Source organism: Variovorax sp. Varisp85, assembly GCF_047304045.1.
Lineage (GTDB): Bacteria > Pseudomonadota > Gammaproteobacteria > Burkholderiales > Burkholderiaceae_C > Variovorax.
Window position 1 is genome coordinate 35177 of the sequence record NZ_JBGLYN010000032.1, and the last position, 21826, is coordinate 57002.

At 68.1% G+C, this 21826-nt stretch carries 26 protein-coding genes; 15 read left to right on the forward strand and 11 right to left on the reverse strand.

The annotated features are described in order from the left end of the window. The first annotated feature begins 88 nt into the window (after positions 1-88). Positions 89-484, forward strand: coding sequence for a hypothetical protein (locus ACCC97_RS14720; protein WP_007828978.1), 396 nt, complete (start codon positions 89-91; stop codon positions 482-484). A gap of 123 nt (positions 485-607) precedes the next feature. Here the strand turns inward: ACCC97_RS14720 and ACCC97_RS14725 are convergent, their stop codons facing one another. The 3 genes from ACCC97_RS14725 to ACCC97_RS14735 are packed head-to-tail and all read right to left on the reverse strand — an operon-like array spanning position 608 to position 2899. Then, complete coding sequence (locus tag ACCC97_RS14725; protein WP_413333503.1) at positions 608-1750, reverse strand: saccharopine dehydrogenase family protein; 1143 nt, start codon at positions 1748-1750, stop codon at positions 608-610. 1 nt (position 1751) lies between these two features. Further along, entirely contained in the window at positions 1752-1955 is a 204-nt protein-coding gene (locus ACCC97_RS14730; protein ID WP_413333505.1) for a hypothetical protein, read from the reverse strand. Further along, positions 1952-2899 (reverse strand): LysR family transcriptional regulator, encoded by a 948-nt coding sequence (locus ACCC97_RS14735; RefSeq protein WP_413333507.1) that lies wholly within the window; start codon positions 2897-2899, stop codon positions 1952-1954. Before ACCC97_RS14735 ends, ACCC97_RS14730 begins: the two co-directional genes overlap by 4 nt. Before the next feature lie 208 nt (positions 2900-3107). On the opposite strand from ACCC97_RS14735, the gene ACCC97_RS14740 reads away from it, so the two are divergent. The 4 genes from ACCC97_RS14740 (at position 3108) to ACCC97_RS14755 (ending at position 5431) form a co-directional block, all read left to right on the forward strand. Beyond that, positions 3108-3560, forward strand: coding sequence for an Lrp/AsnC family transcriptional regulator (locus ACCC97_RS14740; RefSeq protein WP_413333509.1), 453 nt, complete (start codon positions 3108-3110; stop codon positions 3558-3560). A 4-nt stretch (positions 3561-3564) separates the two neighbouring features. Continuing rightward, positions 3565-3894, forward strand: coding sequence for a hypothetical protein (locus tag ACCC97_RS14745; protein ID WP_413333511.1), 330 nt, complete (start codon positions 3565-3567; stop codon positions 3892-3894). 132 nt (positions 3895-4026) lie between these two features. Continuing rightward, complete coding sequence (locus ACCC97_RS14750) at positions 4027-5103, forward strand: helix-turn-helix transcriptional regulator (protein ID WP_007828987.1); 1077 nt, start codon at positions 4027-4029, stop codon at positions 5101-5103. 103 nt (positions 5104-5206) lie between these two features. Continuing rightward, on the forward strand, positions 5207-5431 hold the full coding sequence (locus tag ACCC97_RS14755) for a hypothetical protein (RefSeq protein WP_007828990.1): 225 nt from the start codon (positions 5207-5209) through the stop codon (positions 5429-5431). A gap of 25 nt (positions 5432-5456) precedes the next feature. Here ACCC97_RS14755 and ACCC97_RS14760 read toward each other — a convergent pair whose 3' ends face one another. Together ACCC97_RS14760 and ACCC97_RS14765 are read right to left on the reverse strand one after the other, a co-directional pair. Next, positions 5457-5903, reverse strand: coding sequence for a universal stress protein (locus ACCC97_RS14760; RefSeq protein WP_007828992.1), 447 nt, complete (start codon positions 5901-5903; stop codon positions 5457-5459). Positions 5904-5983: 80 nt separating this feature from the next. Then, positions 5984-6532, reverse strand: coding sequence for a MarR family winged helix-turn-helix transcriptional regulator (locus tag ACCC97_RS14765; protein WP_007828994.1), 549 nt, complete (start codon positions 6530-6532; stop codon positions 5984-5986). A gap of 197 nt (positions 6533-6729) precedes the next feature. Here ACCC97_RS14765 and ACCC97_RS14770 point away from each other — a divergent pair, with 197 nt between their 5' ends. Further along, positions 6730-7713, forward strand: coding sequence for a tripartite tricarboxylate transporter substrate-binding protein (locus tag ACCC97_RS14770; protein ID WP_413333513.1), 984 nt, complete (start codon positions 6730-6732; stop codon positions 7711-7713). Positions 7714-7833: 120 nt separating this feature from the next. Here the strand turns inward: ACCC97_RS14770 and ACCC97_RS14775 are convergent, their stop codons facing one another. Genes ACCC97_RS14775 through ACCC97_RS14790 form a run of 4 tightly spaced genes read right to left on the reverse strand, consistent with a single transcriptional unit; the run spans position 7834 to position 11685 of the window. Next, positions 7834-9000: a mandelate racemase/muconate lactonizing enzyme family protein gene (locus ACCC97_RS14775; RefSeq protein WP_413333515.1), complete on the reverse strand. Its 1167-nt coding sequence runs from the start codon at positions 8998-9000 to the stop codon at positions 7834-7836. Between the two features lie 34 nt (positions 9001-9034). After that, complete coding sequence (locus tag ACCC97_RS14780) at positions 9035-9736, reverse strand: SDR family NAD(P)-dependent oxidoreductase (RefSeq protein ID WP_413333517.1); 702 nt, start codon at positions 9734-9736, stop codon at positions 9035-9037. Beyond that, complete coding sequence (locus ACCC97_RS14785) at positions 9726-10697, reverse strand: Bug family tripartite tricarboxylate transporter substrate binding protein (protein WP_413313979.1); 972 nt, start codon at positions 10695-10697, stop codon at positions 9726-9728. The genes ACCC97_RS14780 and ACCC97_RS14785 overlap by 11 nt, the downstream gene beginning before the upstream one ends. A gap of 49 nt (positions 10698-10746) precedes the next feature. Beyond that, on the reverse strand, positions 10747-11685 hold the full coding sequence (locus ACCC97_RS14790) for a dihydrodipicolinate synthase family protein (protein ID WP_007829002.1): 939 nt from the start codon (positions 11683-11685) through the stop codon (positions 10747-10749). Between the two features lie 113 nt (positions 11686-11798). Between ACCC97_RS14790 and ACCC97_RS14795 the strand changes: the two genes are divergently transcribed. Further along, on the forward strand, positions 11799-12734 hold the full coding sequence (locus tag ACCC97_RS14795; RefSeq protein WP_007829003.1) for a LysR family transcriptional regulator: 936 nt from the start codon (positions 11799-11801) through the stop codon (positions 12732-12734). A 139-nt stretch (positions 12735-12873) separates the two neighbouring features. On the opposite strand, the gene ACCC97_RS14800 is transcribed toward ACCC97_RS14795, so the two are convergent. Beyond that, complete coding sequence (locus ACCC97_RS14800; RefSeq protein WP_413333519.1) at positions 12874-13545, reverse strand: RraA family protein; 672 nt, start codon at positions 13543-13545, stop codon at positions 12874-12876. An 18-nt stretch (positions 13546-13563) separates the two neighbouring features. Next, a complete protein-coding gene (locus ACCC97_RS14805) occupies positions 13564-14790 on the reverse strand; it encodes an aspartate transaminase (RefSeq protein WP_413333521.1) in 1227 nt (408 codons plus the stop codon). A gap of 136 nt (positions 14791-14926) precedes the next feature. Between ACCC97_RS14805 and nac the strand changes: the two genes are divergently transcribed. From nac to ACCC97_RS14845, 8 genes are all read left to right on the forward strand, one after another. Next, a complete protein-coding gene (gene nac, locus ACCC97_RS14810; protein WP_042672744.1) occupies positions 14927-15865 on the forward strand; it encodes a nitrogen assimilation transcriptional regulator NAC in 939 nt (312 codons plus the stop codon). A gap of 113 nt (positions 15866-15978) precedes the next feature. Further along, the gene (locus ACCC97_RS14815) at positions 15979-16407 is read left to right on the forward strand and encodes an acetyl-CoA carboxylase biotin carboxyl carrier protein (RefSeq protein ID WP_413333524.1); all 429 of its coding nucleotides are present in this window, start codon (positions 15979-15981) and stop codon (positions 16405-16407) included. Between the two features lie 13 nt (positions 16408-16420). Then, the gene (gene accC / locus ACCC97_RS14820; protein ID WP_413333526.1) at positions 16421-17773 is read left to right on the forward strand and encodes an acetyl-CoA carboxylase biotin carboxylase subunit; all 1353 of its coding nucleotides are present in this window, start codon (positions 16421-16423) and stop codon (positions 17771-17773) included. Continuing rightward, positions 17770-18441, forward strand: a complete 672-nt coding sequence (pxpB, locus tag ACCC97_RS14825; RefSeq protein ID WP_007829010.1) for a 5-oxoprolinase subunit PxpB — start codon at positions 17770-17772, stop codon at positions 18439-18441. Before accC ends, pxpB begins: the two co-directional genes overlap by 4 nt. Further along, positions 18438-19418, forward strand: coding sequence for a biotin-dependent carboxyltransferase family protein (locus ACCC97_RS14830; protein WP_007829011.1), 981 nt, complete (start codon positions 18438-18440; stop codon positions 19416-19418). Before pxpB ends, ACCC97_RS14830 begins: the two co-directional genes overlap by 4 nt. Before the next feature lie 294 nt (positions 19419-19712). Further along, complete coding sequence (locus ACCC97_RS14835) at positions 19713-20111, forward strand: acetyl-CoA carboxylase biotin carboxyl carrier protein (RefSeq protein WP_007829012.1); 399 nt, start codon at positions 19713-19715, stop codon at positions 20109-20111. 21 nt (positions 20112-20132) lie between these two features. Then, complete coding sequence (locus ACCC97_RS14840) at positions 20133-20897, forward strand: LamB/YcsF family protein (RefSeq protein WP_413313988.1); 765 nt, start codon at positions 20133-20135, stop codon at positions 20895-20897. Positions 20898-21066: 169 nt separating this feature from the next. Next, the gene (locus ACCC97_RS14845) at positions 21067-21819 is read left to right on the forward strand and encodes an SDR family NAD(P)-dependent oxidoreductase (RefSeq protein ID WP_042672747.1); all 753 of its coding nucleotides are present in this window, start codon (positions 21067-21069) and stop codon (positions 21817-21819) included. Positions 21820-21826 lie beyond the last annotated feature (7 nt).

The following is a 21826-nucleotide window of genomic DNA, read 5'->3' on the forward strand; positions in this document are numbered from 1 at the left end:
CCGCGCGCACCTCAGCGCGACGGGCCAACATTTTGGCCGAGCTTGCCCCCTCCGAATGACGTTTTCGGCGACGTCAGAAGGGCATGTCATGTTCACACGTTACGCCATCCGCACGCTGCTTTGCATTGCTGCCGTCCCCGCCATCTCCGATGAGTCGGCGCCCACTCATGATCGCGTGTTTCTGAGCAAGACCGAGATCGAGAGCACCTTGATCGGCAAACCCATCGTTTCAAACAATCTCGCGACCGGCATGGTCTCGAGCTGGCAGTTCTACGCCGACGGCCGCGTGGACTTCGCCAACCGGAGCGGCCCCGGCCGAGCGTCGGGCAAATGGTTTCTCAACCCCGATGGTGCGATGTGCGTGACGATGATTTCGCGAACCGGGTGCCGCTACTGGTTCAGGATCGAAAAGGACGGCGCCCTCGCGAACGCCAACACCAGGGAACCGAATGCGCCTACGGTGGCCGAGATACGGTTCGAGTAACGGTACGAAGCGACAACCCCCAAGCCAGGTACGCGACGTCTCCGGGCCTCGGCGCCAGCGGATCGAGCTCCTTGCTGGCGAGCCAGGAATACACCGGCAGCACGCGGTTGGCCAGAGAGGCGGTCAGGCGTGCGCGGGCTCGCCCTTGGGCCTGGGCGCAGGTGCGGAAGACGCCACGCCGAGCCCCTGGTAATAGTGGCCGACCTTGGTGGCGAGGAACTGCCCGAGCGGCACCTGCTCCTGGCCGACGAAGCCGAGCGCGGGAAGCTTGCCTTGCCGCAGCAGCTCGAACACGCCGACGACGCCGGCGGCGGTGGTCAGCTCGATGGCGGTGCGGTCCTTGCCGCGCAGCGGCGCTCCGAACACCCGCGCGACGCGCGTCTCCTGCTCGAAGCGGCCGTCGCGACGGCCCGAGGCCGAGGCGAACAGGATCACCACGTCTTCGCGGCTGTGCGGAACGGCATGCTCCAGCACCTGGCGCAGCAGGTCGCGGCGCTCGATCAGGCGCAGGTCGTGCAGCAGGAAATTCATCGCGTCGCAATGGCCGGGATAGCGGATGGTCTTGTAGTCGAGGTTGCGCACCTTGCCCGCGAGCGTCTCGCACAGCGTGCCCAGGCCGCCGGAGGTGTTGAAGGCTTCGAAGGCCTCGGCGTCGAGCGTGAAGGTCTCGTGCCCTTCCATCGGCTGCACCGACACCAGCTGGCCGTTCACGATGGCGTCGCACGGGTTGCAGTACTCGTTGATGACGCCGTCGATGCTCCAGGTGAAGTTGTAGCGCAGGCTGTTGGTGGCATTGCGCGTGAGGGCGCCCACGCGCAGGCGCAGGTCGTAGAGTTCGTCGAAGCGGCTGGCAAGATAGCCGCCGAGCATGCCGATCACGCCGGGCGCCAGGCCGCTCTGGGGCATGAGGACCGAGGTGGCCGTCTTCGATATGTCGCGGATGGCTTTCGTCGCCGCCACGTCCTCGGTGAGGTCGAAGTAGTGGACGCCGCATGCCGCCGCTTCGGTGGCCACGCGCTGCGCGAGGAAGAACGGCAGGCAGTTGATCACCACCGAGTGCGCGCGCAGCGCGGTGCGCAGGTATTCGTTGTTTTCGACGTCGAGCGCAATGCGCCGCACCAGCGGGTCGCTTTCATCGTTGCGGCCCGGTCTCACGTCGGCCAGCGTCACGGGCAGGCGGTGGTACTCCGCGATCATGTCGGCCACGGTGCTGCCGACCTTGCCGGCGCCCAGGACCAGCACATTTTCGATCTTCACTTTCGTCATTTCATTTCTCCTGCGGGGCACCGTTGCCCTGTGAAAAGAACTGTAGAAGCGAGTTTTGACGGATGGTAGAGAGCAGATCGGCGAAAGGGCTGAACGCTTCGTCGTTTCGACGACGCGGTTCGTCAGGTTGGGCGCTTCCAATCTCGATCTCGAATGAGTGCTCCTTGTGATCCTGCTTGCCCAGCCGCTGCTCGAGGCGATTCAACGTCCGGCGGCCGCAGGCGGAGTTGATTTCGACGAGGCACTCGACGGCCGCGACGCGGCCGCCTCGGCCACCAGCCAATCGCGAAACGCCAGCACCAGGCGATTTTCGGCGGCGACTTCCGGCACCACCACGTAGTAGGCCCGCTGCGTCAGCAGCGCCTCGCGGAACAGCACCACCAGCCGGTCGGAGGCCAGCTCTTCTTCGATGAGGAACTTCGGCACCAGCGCAACGCCGAGGCCATTCGCCGCCGCTTGCGCGAGCATGGCGAAGTGCTCGAAGCGCGGGCCGCGCATCGCATGCGCGGCGCTCACCTTGACCTGCTCGAACCACTCCGACCACTGCATGGGGCGCGACGACTGATGAAGAAGGCACTGGCCCGCAAGGTCCTCGCGCGTGTGGATGCCGCTGCGGCGCTTGAACTCGGGGCTGCACACCGGGACCACGCTCTCCCCGAGCAGATAGTCGCAAGAAGCGCCCGGCCAGAAATCGGCGCCGAAGTGAATCGCCGCGTCGAAGGGCTCGCGCGCGAAATCGAAGGGCTCGGTCCGCGCTGCGAAGTTGACCGTCACGCCCGGATGCAGCGCGGCAAAACGCTTCATGCGCGGGATCAGCCATCGCGTTGCGAATGTCGGGAGCACCGCGAGGTTGAGCACCTCTCCCATCCCGCCCATGGTCACCACGCGCTGGGTGGCGTTGGACACGCTGTCCAGGCCGCCGCGAAGCTCGGCCGCATACACGCGGCCGGCTTCGGTGAGCACCACGCGCTGCCGCACGCGATGAAAAAGCGCCGTGCCCAGTTGCTCTTCCAGCAGCTTGATCTGCCGCGAAATGGCGCTCTGCGTCAGGTGGAGTTCCTGCGCGGCTCGCGAGATGCTGGCGTGGCGCGCTGCGCTTTCGAAGGCCAGCAGCTGGCCCATGGGGGGAAGAAATTCGCGTCTGAACATGATGACTAAAACGTAAGATCGCTAGCGTAATTCTCTAATAAGGCGTGGCAGATGACGGCCCGCGTTGATTCCAGTTTGACATGAAATTGTTCCGGCTTCTCGCTGTCCATCGATCGCTGCGTTGACGATGGTGATGCTCCCGACACCGGCGCCCGGGCATTCGCTTCGCGCGGGTCACAATCCACTCATTTCCGCTGCAGGGGCTGCCATGGACCAACGACTCGACGACCTGGACCGCCATCTGTTGACGCTGCTCCAAGCCAACGCCCGCGAGCCTGCCGCCAACCTCGCGCGCAAGCTCAAGATCGCACGGACCACCGTGGTCGCGCGCATTGCCCGGCTGGAGCGCGAGGGTATCGTCTCGGGGTATGGCGTGCGCCTTGGCCAGCGGCTCGAACAGGCCGTGGTGCGAGCCTTCTGCGGCCTCAGCGTCAATGCGAAGGGCGCCCCCGCGACCATCAAGGCGCTTGAGCGGTTGCCCGAGGTGGAGGAGGTATGGGCCGTGAGCGGCCAGTTCGACTACATGGTCCTGCTGCGCTGCGGCACTCCCGAACAGCTCGACAAGCTCCTCGACCAGATGGGGCAGATCGACGGCATCAACCAGACGCACACCTCCATCGTGCTGAGCCGCAAGATCGACCGCCGCAGCACGGTGGAATGAATGAATGGCCAGCCCCACGGACATGACCCAAAATGCCGGCGCCTTCCTCGGCGTGCTGATGCTCGACACGCGCTTTTCGCGGCCGACGGGCGACATCGGCAATCCCGAGACCTTTTTCCGCCATGGCATTCCGGTCCGGTTCCATGTGGTCACTGGCACATCGCCCGAGCGCATCGTGAAGCAGGCCGACCCTGCGCCACAGGGCGCCGCGTACACGACATCGAGACGCTGCTGGCTACGCGATGGGCGAGCCGGGCTGGAGGGCGAACTGCGCCAGGAGTCAATTTTTCCTGCGCTTATAGACAAGTCCATCGCGGAAAAATCGATTTTGTGATTATTCTCTCGCCCGAAAACCGAGTGAAGGGAGGGCGGGGCGAAAGAGGAAATATCGGGCACACCCTGCAATGGCTGTGATTCCGGTGCCGGATCGAAAACAGATCGCGGACCTCGATCGCCCTGCTGCGCGATGATTTTCAACCGATGGTCGACGCTGCACATCGAGCCGAAGCGCCGAGCGGAATTCTGGCGCGAGGCGGGCCAGAAGGCGAAGACGCCGGTGACCCCGAACGTGCCGTGGCCCGACGATTTCGAAGCCACGCTCACGACGCGCGGCTTCGAGGAGCTGGCGCTCAACCATGTGCAGGTCTGCTCGCCGCATGACGTCGAGTGCACGGCCTCGGACCTGGCACGCCTCGAACGGCCGTTTCTCTTCATCGATCTCTATACCTCGGGGAAATGCGACGTCCTGCAACTCGAACGAGGCATGCAGGCGGCGCCCGGGCAGCCATTCCTGATCGACGGCAGGCGTGAATACCGGCTCGACCATCGGCAGTCGGTCAGCATGCTCGCATTGGCCATACCCTTTGCGGCGCTGGGTCCTCACGCGAGTGCCGTTGAAAGCCTGATTGCGCGCCCCCAGCCACAAAACGCCGCACTCCACCTTCTGGCCGGCCAGATGCGCATGCTCAGCGCGTGGCCGCATGCATTCGAAAAGGCCGAATCCGAGAGGCTGTCCGATCTGCTCGTTGGAGCCGTGCATGCTGTTCTTCTTGGCGCAAGGGAAGGGGAGCTGACGACGGTTCGCAGGGAGCGCAGCTTCTTCAGGCGCAAGGTGCGGCAGGTCGTCGAACAGATGTATGCCGATCCCGCCCTGAATCCCCAGGTCGTCGCCGAGAAGCTGGGCATCTCGGTGCGCAGCCTGCATGCGCGGATGGCCCAGGACGGAATGACTTTCGGCGCCGAGCTGATGGCGCACAGGCTGGAGCGGGCCCATGGCCTGTTGCGAGGAGCCCGGCGCGGCAGCGCCACGATCGGCGAGATCTGCGCCCGCTGCGGCTTTGTATCGGCTGCGCATTTCTCACGGCGTTTTCGAGCTCGTTTCGGCATGGCGCCGAGCGCGGTCATGGCCGATGGCGAGCGTGAATGCGCGGTGGGACACGCGGAATGCGCTGCCGAGCATGAGGAGCCGGTGGCTCAGCCTCAAACGTATTCATGCTCGCGTCCTCCCCGCGACCCATCGTCTGCGGAACCCAATCCGGGATGACGCATCCGCGATGCAGCCTCCGGCTGCTTGCCCCCTACGAAATGACCAGACCACACAACCATCACCGCGGTTCTCCGGCCAACTGCTCACAGGAACCCTTGCGATGAATATCAAGGAAATCTACGCCCAGTTCAGGGCCCCCGTCCGAAGAGGGGCGCGGGTGGAGTTTCAGGGGAAGCCGGGAACGATCACCAAGGTGTATGGCCTGGCCGTGCGCGTCCGGCTGGACGGAATGACTCTTTCCAGGCCGTACCTCCTGAGTGAATTGCAATGGCTGGATCAGGAGGCTCAGCAGCCCCAGGCAGGCGGCGAACCGAGCCTGGCCTGAACGGGCGCCGCCAGCGGCGAGCTGCCTATCGCAGCACCAGCACCGGAACGTGCGAGTGCGTCAGCACATGCAGCGTCTCGCTGCCCATCAGCAGGCGCGCCAGGCTGCGTCGCCCGTGCGAGGCCATCACGATCAGGTCGCACTGCTGGTTCTTCGCGGTCGCGATGATGGCTTCGGCGACCTGGTTCGACTTCATGACGATGGCCTGGGCGTTGCGAACCCCCTTGCCGAGCGCGAGGGCTGCGACCCTGTCGACCAGGTGCTGCGCGGCCTGGTCCGTCTGCGCCTGAGAGGCCTGGATGTCCCGCTGGCTCAGCATCATCGAGCCTTCGAAGTAGCCGACGGGCTCGATGTGAGCGACGGTGACGCCCACCAGTTCCGCATTGGTCAACAAGGCCAGCTCGATGGCGGTGTTGACCGCTTGCTCCGAGAGCGCAGAGCCGTCGGTCGGGACAAGAACACGCTTGTACATGGCACGCTCCTTGGCCCCCGGCACCGCGGGTGCCCTCATGCTTCAGTCTAGTTCGCGATTGCGGCCATGCAAGGGCGCCGTCAGCCCCCGCGCTCCGGCCACCGATGCCGCGTTCCCCCCGAGCGGCGGTCCGCCTTCTCCGCGACCACCCCCTGTGCAAGCAACTGCACTCCACGCTGTTCCAGATGCCGCAGGCACTGCAGGAAGATGTCGAGGTGCGCAGGCTCGATGCCTTCCAGCAGTTCCGTGTTCAGCTCTGCGATCCGCGGAAACAGCCGGCCGAACAGTTGCCGGCCCGAAGCGCTCAGCTGCACATGCACCTCGCGCCGGTCCTGCGAGTCCTGCCGCCGCTCCACCAGCTTCTTCTCGACCAGGCTGCGCAGTCCGCGCGAGGTGCGCACCCGGTCCAGGTGCAGGTGCGTGGCGAGCGTCGACGAGGTCATCTCGCCCTCCTGCGCGAGCGTGGCGACCATGCCCCACTCGCGGCGCGTGATGCCGAAGCCCCCTTCGACCAGGCGGGTCGCCATGCCGCTGCCTGCGCGCACGGCACGCGACAGCCGGTACAGCAGCAGATCGTCCAGGGAGCGGGGCGAGCGCAACGCTGCTGCATCGGGAAAAGCTTGTTGCATAGGAATGACGGAAGGGAGAAGGGGCAGGAAATGTGGTTCGCCCGCCTCGGCGGACGGATAGTGAATTAGATCAACTGTTTGTGTATGTGTATAAACCGGTAACAAATTTGAACGAATGGAAACAGTCCGGGCGCGCGATTTTCGCCGTGAAAACCGTGCGCGCCCCCCGTTCACGACAACTGCCCGCAGGAGAACCGATGCCCGTATTTCTTTCCAGGCGCAAGCTCATGGCGTGGGGCGTCGCCCTGGCCGCTTGCGCCCCCTTGGTCCATGCCCAGGCGCCCGCCGCGCTCGAGGGCGGACCGCTCACGCTCGTGGTCGGCTATGCCGCGGGCGGCAGCACTGACCGCATCGCGCGACTGATCGCCGAGCGGCTGACGCCGAAGCTCGGCATCCAGGTGAGCGTGGAAAACCGTCCGGGCGAGGGCGGCCGGCTCGCGGCCAGGGAAGTGAAGCGCGCCCCCGCGGGGCAGAACGTGCTGATGCTCGGCAACCCCGCCGTGATGGTGGTCGCGCCGCTGGTGTTCAAGGACGCGGGCTACGATCCCGACAAGGACTTCGTGCCCGTCTCGCAAGTCAGCAGCTACGACTTTGCGCTGGCGGTCGGCAACAAGCTCCAGCTCGACCGCGCGATGTTCCTCGTGGGCCGGCTCTGGGCGCACCCTGAAGAGGCGGTCTTCGGCGTGCCGGCCACGGGCAGCCTGCCCCACTTCTTCGGCCTGATGGTGGGCGATGCGCTGAGCGTGCAGCCGGAGATCAAGGGCTATGGCGGCTCGGCGCCGCTGTCAGCCGACCTGAGCGGCGGCAGCCTGCCGATCGCGATCGACACGCTCGACTCGCTCTATCCGCAGCACGTGGCCGGCAAGATCCGCATCCTGGCCACGTCAGGCAAGAAGCGCGCGAGCTTCGCGCCCAACGTCCCCACCTTCCGCGAAGCCGGCATGAAGATCGATGCCGACGGCTGGAACACCTTCTTCGCGCCCAGCACGATGGCGCCCGCCAAGGTGCAAGTGCTGTCCAACGCGATTCGCGACGTCATGAAAGACCCGGGACTGCAGAAGGCGGCCGACGCGCTCTACATCACGTCCGTGGTCAGCAACGCGGCCGAGACCGCGCAGATGCTCAAGAACTATCGCCAGCAATGGGAGCCGGTCGTGCGCCGCTCCGGCTTTCATCCTTGATACTCCCCCAGGCTTCGCGCACTTCGTGTCGCTTCGCCTACCCCCTCGCCGGGGGCGACACCTGCGGCCCGGCAAAGCTGGTTCCGCGGTGCCCCACGAACAGACCGGCCGTGCTTGCTTTCAGGCTGCTAGTGCGCGCATCTCGGTGATCAGGTCGGCCTTGCCCTCGAAGCCGATGCCCGGCAGCGGCGGCAGCGTGACGTGGCCGTTCTGTACCTTCACGCCGTCGGGGAATCCGCCGTAGGGCTGGAACAGGTCGGGGTAGCTCTCGTTGCCGCCGAGCCCGAGGCCGGCCGCGATGGCCAGCGACATCTGGTGGCCGCCGTGCGGAATGCAGCGCGAGGGCGACCAGCCGTGTGCCTTCAGCATCTCGAGCGTGCGCAGGTACTCCACCAGCCCGTAGCTCAGCGCGCAGTCGAACTGCAGCCAGTCGCGGTCGGGCCGCATGCCGCCGTGGCGGATGAGGTTGCGCGCGTCCTGCATGGAGAACAGGTTCTCGCCCGTGGCCATGGGGCCGGCGTACACCTCGCCGAGCTTGGCCTGCAGTTCGTAGTCGAGCGGGTCGCCGGCCTCCTCGTACCAGAACAGCGGGTACTGCGACAGCGCGCGGCCGTAGTCGACGGCCGTCTGCAAATCGAAGCGGCCGTTGGCGTCCACCGCGAGCTGCTGGCCGGGGCCGAGGATCTTCAGCACCGACTCGATGCGCTCGCAATCTTCGGCCAGCGTGGCGCCGCCGATCTTCATCTTCACCACCGAGTAGCCGCGCTCCAGGTAGCTGGTCATCTCGCGCTGCAGGCCTTCCAGGCCCTTGCCGGGGTAGTAGTAGCCGCCGGCCGCGTACACGAACACGCGCGGGTCCGGCGTGCCGGTGCCGTAGCGCTCCGCGAGCAATTGGTACAGCGGTTTGCCGGCGATCTTGGCGGTGGCGTCCCACACGGCCATGTCGATGGTGCCCACGGCCACCGAGCGCTCGCCGTGGCCGCCGGGCTTCTCGTTGATCATCATGCGGGCCCAGATCCTGTGCGGATCGAGGTTGTCGCCGGTCTCGTCGAGCAGCGATGCCGGCTCGGCCTCCAGCAGGCGCGGCAGGAAGCGCTCGCGGATCAGCCCGCCCTGGCCGTAGCGGCCGTTGGAGTTGAAGCCGTAGCCGACGACGGGCTTGCCGTCGCGGATCACGTCGGTGACCACGGCCACGAGGCTCAAGGTCATCTTCGAGAAGTCGATGTAGGCGTTGCGGATGTCCGACTTGATGGGACGGGTGGACTCGAGGATGTTGACGATTTTCATGGTCGGTGGTTCTGGGGAAGAAAGAGGAGACAGGTCAGCGGTGCAGCGACGATCCGCCGCAGATGGCGATGTCCTGCCCCGTGATGGCCGCCGCGGTCGGCGACAGCAGGAAGGCCGTGAGCGCGGCGATTTCCTCGGGCTGGATCAGCCGGCCGATGGGCGGCAGGCGCGGCGCACTGCCCGCGCGGGCCGGGTCCTGCAGCATCGAGGTCTGCGTGGCGCCGGGCGACACCACGTTCACGGTCACGCCCTGCGCCGCGACCTCCGCGGCCCAGCTGCGCGCGAGCGCGATCAGTGCCGCCTTGGTGGCTGCGTACTGGCCGCGGCCGGGCAGGCCCTGCGCGACGCGGCTGCCGACGAACACGACGCGGCCGCAGCCGCGCGCGGCCATCGCGGGCACGAGCGCGTCGGCCAGCCGCGTGGCCGCGTCGACATGCAGGCGCCACATCAGCTCGCCGCCTGCGTGGTCGAGGGCGCCCAGCGGGCCGACGCGCAGCACGCCGGCCGCATGCACGAGCGCTTGTGCGTCTTGCAAGTCGCCCGTCGCACGGTCGATGGCGCCGGCATCGCACAGGTCGACGGCTATATGCACGAAGCGCGCGTGAGACAGCGTCGGCGCGGCGAGGTCGAGTCCGCTCACGTGCCAACCCGCCTCCAGCAGGTGGGACGCAATGGCGCGGCCGATGCCGCCGCTGCTGCCCGTTACCACTGCGTGCGGGGCAGCTTCATTCGACATGGATGTTGCCCTCCACGATGATCTTCTTCGAGCGCGCCATGTCGTCGGCCTGGAACTTCACGAAGTCTTCGACGCTGCCCGGCGTCAGCAGCAGGCCCTGCGCATTCAGCGTCTCGCGCATGTCGGTGCCCAGCGCCTTGTTGACCTCGGTGTTCAGCCGCTGCGTGACGGCGGCCGGCAGCTTCGCCGGACCCCACAGGCCGTACCAGCTGTAGAACTCGTAGCCCGGGATGCTCTCGCCCACAGTGGGCACGTTCGGCAGGCTCGCGGCGCGCGCGGCCGAGGTGACGGCGATCACCTTCAGCATGCCGCTCTTGTGGTACTGCAGCGAACCGAGGATAGGGTCGATGAAGCCGTCGATCTGCCCGCCGATCAGGTCCTGGAACGCGGGCGCGGTGCCCTTGTACGGCACGATCAGGTAGTCGAGACCGCCGCCCGCGCGCTTGAGCAGCTCGGTCGACAGGTGGCCCGCCGATCCGATCGAACCCACCGCGAAGGTCATCTTGCCGGGGTGCGCCTTGGCATACGCGATGAGCGACTTCACGTCGCTCACCGGCAGGTTCTTGTTCACGGCCACCGACAGCGGCGCCTTCGCCACCAGCGCCACCGGCGTGAAGTCCTTCACCACGTCGTAGGGCACGGACTTCATGGTCATCGGCGCGGTGGTGAAGGTCGAGGCGTTGAACAGCAGCGTGTACCCGTCGGCCGGCGCCTTCGACACCACGTCGGCACCGATGATGCCGTTGCCCCCGGCGCGGTTCTCCACGATGAAGCTCTGGCCCGTCTGCTCGCCGAGCTTCTGCGCCAGCAGGCGGCCGATGGTGTCGAGCGTGCCGCCCGGCGGAAACGGGATCACCATGCGCACCGGGCGGCTGGGCCAGGTCTGCGCGAAGCCGGTGGTGGACGCGGCGGCCAGCGCGAGGGCGGCCAGCGCGGTGCGCAGGAAATGATTGCGTTGCATGTCTCTTGTCTCCTTGTGGTTTTCATCGGGGCACCGCGGCCCCGTGGGCTCAGCGCTTCGAGAGGCCTGCCTGCTCGACGGCGGCGCGCAGCGCATCCATCTCGCGTGCATTCGGCGCCTCGGTGGGCGGACGCACGGTGGCGTTGTCGAGCACGCCGGCCAGGAACATGCCGCCCTTCATGCGCGCATGCGCCTCGCCGGTCGGCTCGCCGCCGCCGTACACCGCGTCCTTCAGCGGCGTGATGAGCGCCTGCACCGCCATCGCCTTCTTCAGGTCGCCGGCCTTCACGGCGTTCCACAGGTCGATGATGAGTTGCGGTATGAAGGTCGCGAAGCCGACCAGCGCGCCGTCCACGCCTTGCACCATCGAGGCCAGCAGGTATTCGTCGTGGCAGGTCAGGATGGCCTTGGACGCATCGGCTTCGCGGATCGCCTGGATGTCGCGGGCGTACTTGTTCATGTCGCGCTGGCCCACCTTGAAGGCCTGCAGGTAGGGCAGGCGGGCCAGCTCCGCCAGCAGCTGCGACGAGTACGAGGCGCGCGTCCAGGCCGGATACACATGGCAGACCAGGTCCAGCTCCGGCGCGGCGCGGTGGATGGCCTCGAAGTACTGCAGCGCATGGCCGGGCGTGAAGCCGAAGCGCAGCCAGTGGTGCGGCGGCATCACGTCGAGCGCCACCGCGCCTGCGGCCTGGGCGGCGCGGGCATGCTCGGCGGCCTCGGCCAGGCCTTCGCACACGATGGACGAGATCACCGGCATGCGGCCGCGCAGCTCGTCGGCCACGATGCGCGTCACCTCGGCGCGTTCGGAAGGCGTCAGCGAGAACACTTCGCCGGTGTGGCCGTTGGTCATGATTGCCACCACGCCGTCATGCCCCGCGAGCCACGAGGCCAGCTTGCGCAGCGCGGGTTCGTCGATGCGGTGGTCGGCCGTGAAGGGGCAGGAAATGGCGGGAATGATCCCGCGATAATTCGCGATGGAAGGCATGCTGTGTCTCCGTGGTGGTTCAAGGTGCAGGAATGAGGTGCATCTTTTGCCGGCGGGGCATGGGCCGTCCAATACTCGAATCGCATACAACTATTCAACCGACCGCGCTGCGCATGGGCCCTGGCAACCGACCGCTCGACCTGGAATGGCTGGAAGATTTCCTGGCCCTGGCCGAGTCCGGCAATTTCTCGCGTGCGGCACAGGCGCGCTCCATCGCGCAGCCCGCGTTCAGCCGCCACATCCGTTCGCTGGAGGAGTGGGTCGGCGTCGATCTGTTCGATCGCAGCGCGCACCCGACGGCGCTCACGGCCGCGGGCAAGCGCTTCCAGCCCTTGTTGCAGGAAGTGCTGGCCGGCCTGCAGGCCGCGCGCATCAAGGCCCGCGCCGCGCACGACCTCGACGCAGCCAGCCTGAGCTTCGCAGCCACGCACGTGCTGTCGCTGACCTTCTTCCCGCGCTGGCTCGGCACTGTCGAATCGCGCCTGCACACGGGCCCGATCCAGACCGTCTCCGACAGTTCGTACGCCTGCGAAGACCTGATGCTGCAGCGCCGCGTGCAGTTCGTGCTGTGCCACGGCCATGCGGGTGCGCCGGGGCGGCTCGACGAGGCGCAGTACCCGGTGCAGCGGTTGAGCGAAGACGTGCTGGTGCCGGTGTCCGCGGCGGACGCGAAGGGCGCGCCGCTGCACGTGCTCGGCACGGGCCGGTCGCCCTCCGTACTGGCCTACAGCGAGGCCTCGGGCCTGGGGCGGATCATGCGGGCGATCCAGGACAGCGAGTTCGGCAAGGACTTCGCCGCGTCGCTGTCGGTGGTCTTCACAGCCCACCATGCCGCGCTGCTGCGCACCATGGCGCTCGAGGGCCGCGGCCTCGCTTGGCTGCCGATGAGCCTGGTGGCGGAAGACCTGCGCAGCGGCGCGCTGGCCGATGCCGGTGCGGGCGGCTGGCGCGTGCCGGTGGACATCCGCCTGTACCGCCAGCAGGCGCAGATGGCGCCGGTGGCCGAGGCGCTGTGGAAGCTGGTCAGCGAGGGTGCCTCAGCTACCTGAGCCGCTGCTGCCAGCAACGCTTGAAACTGATATGGCTTGTTCGGGGGACACCGTGGATCCGGCTTTGCCGGGCCACCGGTGTCGCCCCCGGTGAGGGGGGTGGCGCAGCGACACGAAGTGCGCAAAGCCTGGGGGAGGTCTAGTTCGCGCAGCGCGCTTCCAGCACGTCGAGGAACGAGCGGTCCCAGCGGCCCTCCTTCATCGCAAGGATCGTGCGCGCTTCCGTCTCCAGGTGCGCACGGGCCTTCTCGATCAGCAGCTCGGCCTCGTCGGGCGAGAAGGCCATCAGGCCGTCCTGGTCGCCCACCACGATGTCGCCCGGGTTCACGATCATGCCGCCCACCGACACCGGCACGTTGATCTCGCCGGGGCCGTCCTTGTACGGGCCGCGGTGGTTCACGCCGCGCGCGTACACCGGGTAGTCGCGCTCGCGGATCTCGGCCACGTCGCGCACGGCGCCGTCGAGCACCAGGCCCACGGTGCCGATGGTCGCGGCATAGAACGACAGGATGCCGCCGATGACCGCGTTCGTGACATCGCCGCCCGCGTCGATCACCAGCACGTCGCCGGGCCGGCAGAACTCGAAGGCGCGCATCGGTGTGAGGTTGTCGCCGCCGCGCGTCTTCACGGTCACGGCCGTGCCCGCCATGGTCTTGTGCCCGGGGCGGTGGTACGGCTGCAGGCCCACGCTGCCGATGTTGCGGTGCATGTTGTCGCTGAGCGCAGCCACCGGGATGTCGTGCAGCGCGGCGATGATGTGCGGCGCCACCTGCGGGGCCGACGGGTTCTTGCGGATGGCTTTGTAGGGCATGGGTTCGTCCTTATGAATTCAGTGCAGTGCAGCCACGGCGCGCGCGATGCGCTTGCAGCCTTCTTCGAGCGTCTCGATCGACGTGGCGATGGACAGGCGGAAGTACGGCGACAGGCCGTATGCGGTGCCCGCGACCACGGCCACGCCCTCGCTTTCGAGCAGGTACATCACCACGTCGCCGTCTTCTGCCAGGCGCTTGCCCTCGGGCGTGGTCTTGCCGATCAGGCCGCCGCAGTTGATGTAGAGGTAGAAGGCGCCGGGCGGCGTGGCGCAGCCCAGGCCGGGAATGGCGTTGATGAGCGCCAGCGTGCGGTCGCGCCGCTGCCTGTACACGGCCACGCTCTCGGCCACGAAGCTCTGGTCGCCGTTCAGCGCGGCCGCGGCGGCTGCCTGGCTCACCGAGCAGCAGTTGCCGGTGGATTGCGACAGCAGCGTGTCCAGCGCCTTGATCAGGTCCACCGGCCCGGCCGCATAGCCGATGCGCCAGCCCGTCATCGCGTAGGTCTTGGAGACGCCGTTCACGATCAGCGTGCGGTCGCGCAGCGCGGGCGCCTCCACGAGGATGTGGGGCGTCGTCTCGCCGTCGAAGCGGATGTGCTCGTAGATCTCGTCGGTCATCACCATCACGTGTGGATGGCGTTGCAGCACCTCGGCCAGTGCGCCGTATTCGGCCGCCGTGTAGCTGGCGCCGGTCGGGTTGCTCGGCGAGTTGATCAGCAGCCAGCGCGTGCGCGGCGTGATGGCCGCCTCCAGCTGCGCGGGCGTCAGCTTGAAGCCGTTCGCCTCGGGGCAGGCCACGGTGACGGGTGTGCCCTCGCAGGCCAACACCATGTCGGGGTACGACACCCAGTAGGGCGCGGGAATGATCACCTCGTCGCCCGGCTCCAGCGTGATGGCGAAGGCGTTGTAGATCGCGCTCTTCGCACCGCTGGTCGCGATGATCTCGTTCATCGCGTAGCGCAGGCCGTTCTCGCGCTCGAGCTTGGCGGCGATGGCTTCGCGCAGCTCCACCGTGCCCGCCATCAGCGTGTAGCGCGTGGCGCCGCGCTCGATGGCGGCGGCCGCGGCCTGGCGGATGTGGGGTGGCGTGTCGAAGTCGGGCTCGCCCACCACGAGGTTCACGATCGACTTGCCCTGCCTGCGCAGTTCGTTGGCGCGGTCGGCGGCCGAGGTGCTGGGCGAGGGCTTGATGCGCCGCACGCGGGCGGCAATGCGGGAGGCAACGTGGGAGGTGGTGGCTTGCATGGACTGAACGGTACGCACATCGATCGGGCGAGGCCAAGACGACTTTTCACTGGTCGTATAGGCGCAGCTTATGGTGAGTCCCCCTACCGGCCGCGCAGGGGCGGTGCTAGGCTTGGCTTTTGCTTGGGGACAAGGCGTGAACCTGCGACGCCTCAAATATTTCGTGAAGATCGTGGACATCGGCAGCCTCACGCAGGCCGCCGAAGTCCTTTTCATTGCCCAGCCCGCGCTGAGCCAGCAGCTGGCCACGCTCGAAGGCGAGGTGCGCCAGCAACTGCTGGTGCGCACCAAGCGCGGCGTGACGCCTACCGAGGCCGGCAAGGTGCTGTACCGCCATGCGCAGATCATCCTGCGCCAGTGCGAGCAGGCCCGCGTCGACATGGAGGCGGCCGGCGAGGGGCTCTCGGGCCAGGTGTCGGTGGGCCTGGCGCCCGGCACAGCCGCATCGGCGCTGTCGCTGCCGCTGCTGCGCACCGTGCGCGCGCGCCACCCCGGCATCCTGCTGTACCTGAACGAGAACTACGGCACCACGCTGAGCGAACTCATCATGAACGGCCGCATGGACTTGGCCGTGCTCTATGGCGACAAGGCCATCCATGGCCTCACCTTCGTGCCGCTGCTCAAGGAGCCGCTGTTCCTGGTCGGGCCGGCCGCGATGCCGGTGCCCGCGCAGCCGGTGAAGCTGGCCGACCTGCGCGACATCGAGCTCTTTCTGCCGCGCCCGTACAACGTGGTGCGCAAGCTGGTCGACGCGGCCTTCGTGCGCGCCGGCATGGTGCCGCGCGTGGTGGCGGAGATCGAATCGGCCTTCACGCTCACGGCCGCCATTGCCGACGGGCTGGGCGCCACCATCCTGCCCGCGTCGATGGCGCGCGAGGTGGTCGCGAGCTGCGGAGCCTGGCAATTCCCCATCGTCGACCCGGTCATCGAGGCGCCGCTGGCGCTGTGCCAGTCCGACCACCTGCCGCTGTCCGAACCCGCGCAGGCCGTGAAGGACATCCTGCTCGAACTCGTGGTCGACCTGGCCGGCAAGGTTGCGTCGACGCCCGAACCCGAGCTTGCCGCGCTGTCATAAGCCGGCCTTATCCCGGCACAGCCATTCCGTCTTGGGCTTTGTGTCCATGGCCCGTTACCTTTCATGCATGCCGTCACGCGTTCGCGGAACGCGTCGGCCACCACAGCCCCGGCATGAAGCAGGAACAGATCAAGACGCTCATCGACGCTTTGGCCGCATCGGACCTGGCGGAACTGGAGTTCAGCGAGAACGGCAGCACGCTGCGGCTGGTGAAGCTGTCGGCTCTGGCGGGCGCGTCCGCTGCGCCGAGGCAGCCTGCCGCGCGCAGGGCGCCAAGGCACTCCCCCGAAGAAGCAGTGCCGCTCGACGCTGCCGAATGCCTCGCCCCATTGCACGGCGTGGTGCACCTGCAGCCCGCGCCCGGCGAGCCGCCTTTCCTGCAGCCTGGGCAGGCCGTGGAAGCCGGCCAGCTGCTGTGCGTGATCGAGGCGATGAAGATGTTCAACGAGGTCCGCGCCGAGCGCGAGGGCACCGTGCGCGAGGTGCTCGTGCAATCGGGCCAGGAAGTGGAAGCGGGGCAGCCCCTGTTCCGCTTCGCATGAGGAGGCACGCGCGATGTTCGATACCGTGCTCATTGCCAACCGCGGCGAGATCGCCCTGCGCATCCAGCGCGCCTGCCGCGGGCTCGGCCTGCGCACCGTGGCCGTGCACTCCGAGGCCGACCGCGACGCGATGTACGTCGCGCAGGCCGACCAGGCGCTGTGCATCGGGCCGGCAGCGCCGGGCCTGAGCTATCTGAACCAGTCTGCCATCCTGTTCGCCGCCGAGTTGAGCGGCGCGCAGGCGATCCATCCCGGCTACGGCTTTCTTTCGGAGAACGCGGGCTTCGCCGCACGCGTCGAGGAAGCGGGCCTCGTGTTCGTCGGGCCCAGTGCCGCCTGCATCCGCACGATGGGCGACAAGGTCTCGGCCAAGCGTGCGATGCGCAAGGCCGGCGTGCCCTGCGTGCCCGGTCCCGACGAAGGGCTGCCCGAGGACCCGGCCGCCGTGCTCGCCCTGGCGCGCGGCATTGGCTACCCGGTGATCGTGAAGGCCGCGGGCGGCGGCGGCGGGCGCGGCATGCGCGTGGTGCACGAGGAGGCCGCGCTGCTCGACGCCATGGCCCTTACGCGCGAGGAAGCGCGCCAGGCCTTCGGCAACCCCGAGGTCTACATCGAGAAGTTTTTGCTGCACCCGCGCCACGTCGAGATCCAGGTGCTGGCCGACAGCCATGGCAACGCCGTTTGGTTGGGCAGCCGGGACTGCTCGCTGCAGCGCCGCCACCAGAAGGTGATCGAAGAGGCGCCCGCGCCCGGCATCGACGACGCGCTGATGGCCGAAGTGGGCGAGCGCTGCGCGGCCGCGTGCCGCCAGATCGGCTATTGCGGCGTGGGCACCTTCGAGTTTCTCTACGAGAAGGGCGCCTTCTATTTCATCGAGATGAACACCCGCCTGCAGGTCGAGCATCCGGTGACCGAGATGACCACCGGCATCGACATCGTGCAGCAGCAGCTGCGCATGGCGCGCGGCGAGCGCCTCTTGCTCGCGCAGGCCGACGTGCGCTGCCAGGGCCACGCCATCGAGTGCCGCATCAATGCCGAGAACCCCGACACCTTCGCGCCCGCGCCCGGCCGCATCACCGGCTGGCAGGTGCCCGGTGGCTTCGGCGTGCGCGTCGATTCGCACGCGGGCGCCGGCTACCGCGTGCCGCCGTACTACGACTCGATGATCGCCAAGCTCATCGTGCACGGCGACACCCGCGCCGATGCGCTCGACCGCATGCGCCTTGCGCTGGCCGAGACGCGCATCGAAGGCATTGCCACCAACGTGCCGCTGCACCGCGCGCTGCTGCGCGACGAGGGCTTTGCGGCGGGCGGCGTCGACATCCACCACCTCGAACGCTGGCTGCAGCAAAGGAGCGCGGCGTGAGCGCACAGACATCTTCGACCTCGCCGTCCACCAGCCTGCTGGGCACCACCGCGCTGCTGTTCGAAGCGCCCGGCGACATGAGCCTGCCTTCGCAACAGCGCATCTGGGCGCTGGCCCGCGAGGCCGAGACCTGGCCCGAAGTGCGGGAGGCCGTGCCGGGCATGAACAACCTGATGCTCACCTTCACGCGTGCGCCGCGCCACCTCGATGCGCTGCGCACGCGTTTGTGCGACGCCTGGGACTCCGCTACTGCCTTGCCGCGCGAAGGCCGCGTGGTCGAGCTCCCGGTGGTCTACGGCGGCGAAGGCGGCCCGCACATGGCCGACGTGATGGCGCACACGGGCCTGGGCATCGATGCCGTCGTCGAGCTGCACAGCGCGCCGCTCTATCCGGTGTATGCACTCGGCAGCCATCCCGGCTACTGCTACCTGGGCGGCATGGACCCGCGCATCGCGACGCCGCGGCGCAAGGTGCCCGTGCTGAGCATCCCGGGCGGTGCGGTGTCGATCGGCGGCGCGCAGACCGGCGTGTCGGCCTCGGCCGGCCCCAGCGGCTGGAACACCATCGGCAGCACCTCGATGGTGTTCTTCGATCCGGCGCAGGACCCGCCCGCCATGCTGCAGCCGGGCGACATGATCCGCTTCCGCGTGGAGGGCATCGTCCGATGATCGAAATCCTTTCCTCGGCCGCGCTCGCCACCGTGCAGGACCTGGGGCGCACCGGCAGCCTGCGCTGGGGCGTCGGCACCTCCGGCGCCATGGACAACCTCGCGCTGGCCGCGGGCAACCTGCTGCTGGGCAACGAACTGGGTGCCGCCGCGATCGAGGTGCCGGTGTTCCCGTTCAAGGTCCGTTTCGCCGAGGATTGCGCGTTCGCACTCACGGGCGCTGACTGCGCCGCCCGCCTCGACGACCAACCGCTGCTGCCCTGGTGGGTGCACCAGGCGCGCGCCGGCCAGGTGCTCACGCTGGGCCTGCCGCAAGGCGGCGCGCAGCGCGGCAGCCGCGCCGTGCTGTGCGTGGCTGGAGGCATCGACGTGCCCGAGGTACTGGGCTCGCGCAGCACGCAACTGCGCGGTGCCTTCGGCGGGCACGAGGGACGCGCGCTGCGCCGAGGCGATGTGCTTCGCGCAGCGGCCACGGGCAGCACTTTCCGTACCGGCTTCGGCCTGGTGCCGCCAGCGATCGCGCTGCCGCTGGAGCGCGACGGCGTCGCGGCCGTGCGCGTGCTGCCCGCCGCCGAGTACATGGCTTTCGAGCCGGCCTCGCGCGAGGCCTTCTGGGCCGGCGAATGGAAAATCACCCCGCAGAGCGACCGCTACGGCTACCGCCTCGAAGGCGAGCCGCTGCGCCCCATCGCGCCGATGGAACTGCGCTCGCACGGCATCGTCCCCGGCGTCATCCAGGTGCCTCACAGCGGCCAGCCGATCATCCAGATGCGCGACGCCCAACCGTCAGGCGGCTACCCCAAGTTCGGCACCGTGATCGAGGCCGACATGTGGCGCCTCGGCCAGGCGCCCATCGGCAGCCGCATGCGCTTCATCGAAACCACGTGGGACGAGGCGCTGGACGCGCTCGACGAAGTGCGCGCGTGGCTCGACAAGGTGGCGCGCGTGGTGGAACTGCATCGGGGGGCGCCTCGATGAAAAGCTGTCTTTCTGTTCGTCGTGCTGCTTGTTCGGGGCGCGCTCACGCCGACGGGGTACCTTGCTCCGCGAATGTCCCCCGCCCTTCGGACTCCTCCTTTATTTCGCTGCGCAAGGCACCCCGCCGGCGTGAGCGTTCGGCAGAGCGGTTGAACGGCCAGCACAAGCAGAGCGCCCATCGTGCACAGGGCACCGGGTGCTCCCCGCAGCGAAATAAAGGAGGAGCCGAAGGCGGGGGACATTCGCGGAGGGGAGTACCCGGTGGCCTGTGCACGCACCCCCGAAGGAACTGACATGCAGGACACCGCACTCCGCATCCCGCAACTGGCCGCTTGGCTGTCCGGCACCGACATCGGCCTGCTCGAACTGCGTACGCCCGAGGGCACGCTGCGCCTCGGCCGGCTGGGCGACAGCATCGTTGAACTGCCGGTGGAAGAAGCAGAGGAGCCGGAACTCCTGCCGATCCATGCCCCCTCGCTCGGCGTGTTCCTGCACACCCACCCGCTGGCCGCCGCACCGCTGGTGCGCATCGGCCAGCGCGTGGAGGTCGGCCAAACCCTCGGCCTGCTGAAGATCGGCCCATTGCTGCTCTCCGTGACCGCACCGCAGCCCGGCATCGTCGAAAACATCCCTGTGGACGATGGCGCCACGGTCGGCTACGGCACGCCGCTGGTCGACCTGCACCCCCTCTGAAAAGACGTGAAGGACACTCCCATGGACATCGACCTGAACGCCGACCTTGGCGAAGGCTTCGGCCCCTGGCGCATGGGCGAGGACGAAGCCCTGCTGGACATCGTCTCCTCCGCCAACGTGGCCTGCGGCTTCCACGCGGGCGACCCGGTCATCATGGACCGCACCGTTCGCATGGCGCTCCAGCGTGGCGTCGATGTGGGCGCGCACGTGGGCTTTCCCGACCTGATGGGTTTCGGCCGCCGGCAGATGCAGATCGAGACGAAGGAACTGGTGGCCTGCGTGCTCTACCAGCTCAGCGCACTCGATGGCATGGCGCGCACCGCCGGCCACCGCATGACGCACATGAGCTTCCACGGCGCGCTCGGCAACATGGCCGCCGCCGACGCCGCGCTGGCCGATCCGCTGGTGCGCGCCGTGGCCGACTTCGACCCCACGCTCACCGTCAGCACCTCGGCCAGCCGTGCCATCGAAGGGGCCGCCGAACGCTGCGGCCTGCGCGTGCGCACCACCTTCCTGGCCGACCGCGCCTGTGGCGACGACGGCCTGCTGGTGCCGCGCAAGCTGCCCGGCGCCGTGATCCACGACCGCGACGCGGTGCTGGCGCGCGTGCGCCAGCTGCTCGAAGAAGGCATCGTCACCAGCGTCACCGGCAAGAAGATCCCGATGCGCGTGCATTCGATCCTGCTGCACGGCGATACCCCCGGCGCGGTGGAGCTGGCGCGCGCCGTGCGCGGCGTGGTCGAGCAGGCGGGGCGCGTGGTGCCGATCTCCAGGCAATCGATCTGACGAGGCGCAAGGGCACGAACATGGTGCTTACCCTTAGTCATATGCACGGATGCCGGGCGACATAAGGGCGGCTTATCTCTCCACAGCCATTCCGTCTTGGCGCCGCGCACGGGCGCTGGCTACAGTGAATTCCAGGCAGACGTCTGCCGTCTCAATGAAAGAACACAACATGCCGTTTTCCGACTACAAGACCGCGCTGGTGACGGGAGCCTCGTCGGGCATCGGCGCCGCCGTCGTCGAGCGCCTCAGCAAGGAAGGCCTGCAGGTGCATGCGCTCGCGCGCAGCGCCGACAAGCTGGCCGACCTGGCCGCGCGCACCGGCTGCGTGCCGCACGCCATCGATGTGAGCGATCTCGCGGGCGTCACGCGTCTCGCGCAGGAGATCGAGTTCGACGTGCTGGTCAACAACGCCGGCGTGGACCGCCCGGGTTCCATCCTCAAGGCCGACGCCGAAGGCATCGACCTGCTGGTAGACGTCAACCTGCGCGCCGTATTGCACCTGTGCCGGCTCGTGGTGCCCGGCATGGCCGCGCGCGACCGCGGCCACGTGGTCAACATCAGCTCCATCGCCGCGGCCTACAACTTCGGCGGCAACAGCACCTACCACGCGACCAAGGCGGCGGTGAGCATGCTGTCGCGCCAGCTGCGCATCGACTGCTTCGGCAAGCGCGTGCGCGTCACCGAGATCTGCCCGGGGCGCGTGGCCACCGACATCTTCGCGCACGTGCACGGCGACTCCGAGGACACCTACAAGCGCTTCGTCGAGGGCTTCGAGCTGCCGCAGGCCGAGGACATCGCCAACGCCATCGCCTTCGCCATTGCGGCGCCCATCGCGGTGAACGTGGGCCACATGGAAATCACGCCCACGCTGCAGGTACCCGGCGGCCTGTCGACCACCCGGCCGGAAGCGCCGCAGGCCTGAGCGGCAG

Excerpts from the sequence above, each read along its gene's own strand:
- ACCC97_RS14720 (WP_007828978.1), top strand. The coding sequence starts at position 89 with ATGTTCACACGTTACGCCATCCGCACGCTGCTTTGCATTGCTGCCGTC.
- ACCC97_RS14725 (WP_413333503.1), bottom strand. The coding sequence starts at position 1,750 with ATGACGAAAGTGAAGATCGAAAATGTGCTGGTCCTGGGCGCCGGCAAG.
- ACCC97_RS14735 (WP_413333507.1), bottom strand. The coding sequence starts at position 2,899 with ATGTTCAGACGCGAATTTCTTCCCCCCATGGGCCAGCTGCTGGCCTTC.
- ACCC97_RS14740 (WP_413333509.1), top strand. The coding sequence starts at position 3,108 with ATGGACCAACGACTCGACGACCTGGACCGCCATCTGTTGACGCTGCTC.
- ACCC97_RS14745 (WP_413333511.1), top strand. The coding sequence starts at position 3,565 with ATGGCCAGCCCCACGGACATGACCCAAAATGCCGGCGCCTTCCTCGGC.
- ACCC97_RS14750 (WP_007828987.1), top strand. The coding sequence starts at position 4,027 with ATGATTTTCAACCGATGGTCGACGCTGCACATCGAGCCGAAGCGCCGA.
- ACCC97_RS14755 (WP_007828990.1), top strand. The coding sequence starts at position 5,207 with ATGAATATCAAGGAAATCTACGCCCAGTTCAGGGCCCCCGTCCGAAGA.
- ACCC97_RS14760 (WP_007828992.1), bottom strand. The coding sequence starts at position 5,903 with ATGTACAAGCGTGTTCTTGTCCCGACCGACGGCTCTGCGCTCTCGGAG.
- ACCC97_RS14765 (WP_007828994.1), bottom strand. The coding sequence starts at position 6,532 with ATGCAACAAGCTTTTCCCGATGCAGCAGCGTTGCGCTCGCCCCGCTCC.
- ACCC97_RS14770 (WP_413333513.1), top strand. The coding sequence starts at position 6,730 with ATGCCCGTATTTCTTTCCAGGCGCAAGCTCATGGCGTGGGGCGTCGCC.
- ACCC97_RS14775 (WP_413333515.1), bottom strand. The coding sequence starts at position 9,000 with ATGAAAATCGTCAACATCCTCGAGTCCACCCGTCCCATCAAGTCGGAC.
- ACCC97_RS14780 (WP_413333517.1), bottom strand. The coding sequence starts at position 9,736 with ATGTCGAATGAAGCTGCCCCGCACGCAGTGGTAACGGGCAGCAGCGGC.
- ACCC97_RS14785 (WP_413313979.1), bottom strand. The coding sequence starts at position 10,697 with ATGCAACGCAATCATTTCCTGCGCACCGCGCTGGCCGCCCTCGCGCTG.
- ACCC97_RS14790 (WP_007829002.1), bottom strand. The coding sequence starts at position 11,685 with ATGCCTTCCATCGCGAATTATCGCGGGATCATTCCCGCCATTTCCTGC.
- ACCC97_RS14795 (WP_007829003.1), top strand. The coding sequence starts at position 11,799 with ATGGGCCCTGGCAACCGACCGCTCGACCTGGAATGGCTGGAAGATTTC.
- ACCC97_RS14800 (WP_413333519.1), bottom strand. The coding sequence starts at position 13,545 with ATGCCCTACAAAGCCATCCGCAAGAACCCGTCGGCCCCGCAGGTGGCG.
- ACCC97_RS14805 (WP_413333521.1), bottom strand. The coding sequence starts at position 14,790 with ATGCAAGCCACCACCTCCCACGTTGCCTCCCGCATTGCCGCCCGCGTG.
- ACCC97_RS14815 (WP_413333524.1), top strand. The coding sequence starts at position 15,979 with ATGAAGCAGGAACAGATCAAGACGCTCATCGACGCTTTGGCCGCATCG.
- accC (WP_413333526.1), top strand. The coding sequence starts at position 16,421 with ATGTTCGATACCGTGCTCATTGCCAACCGCGGCGAGATCGCCCTGCGC.
- ACCC97_RS14830 (WP_007829011.1), top strand. The coding sequence starts at position 18,438 with ATGATCGAAATCCTTTCCTCGGCCGCGCTCGCCACCGTGCAGGACCTG.
- ACCC97_RS14835 (WP_007829012.1), top strand. The coding sequence starts at position 19,713 with ATGCAGGACACCGCACTCCGCATCCCGCAACTGGCCGCTTGGCTGTCC.
- ACCC97_RS14840 (WP_413313988.1), top strand. The coding sequence starts at position 20,133 with ATGGACATCGACCTGAACGCCGACCTTGGCGAAGGCTTCGGCCCCTGG.
- ACCC97_RS14845 (WP_042672747.1), top strand. The coding sequence starts at position 21,067 with ATGCCGTTTTCCGACTACAAGACCGCGCTGGTGACGGGAGCCTCGTCG.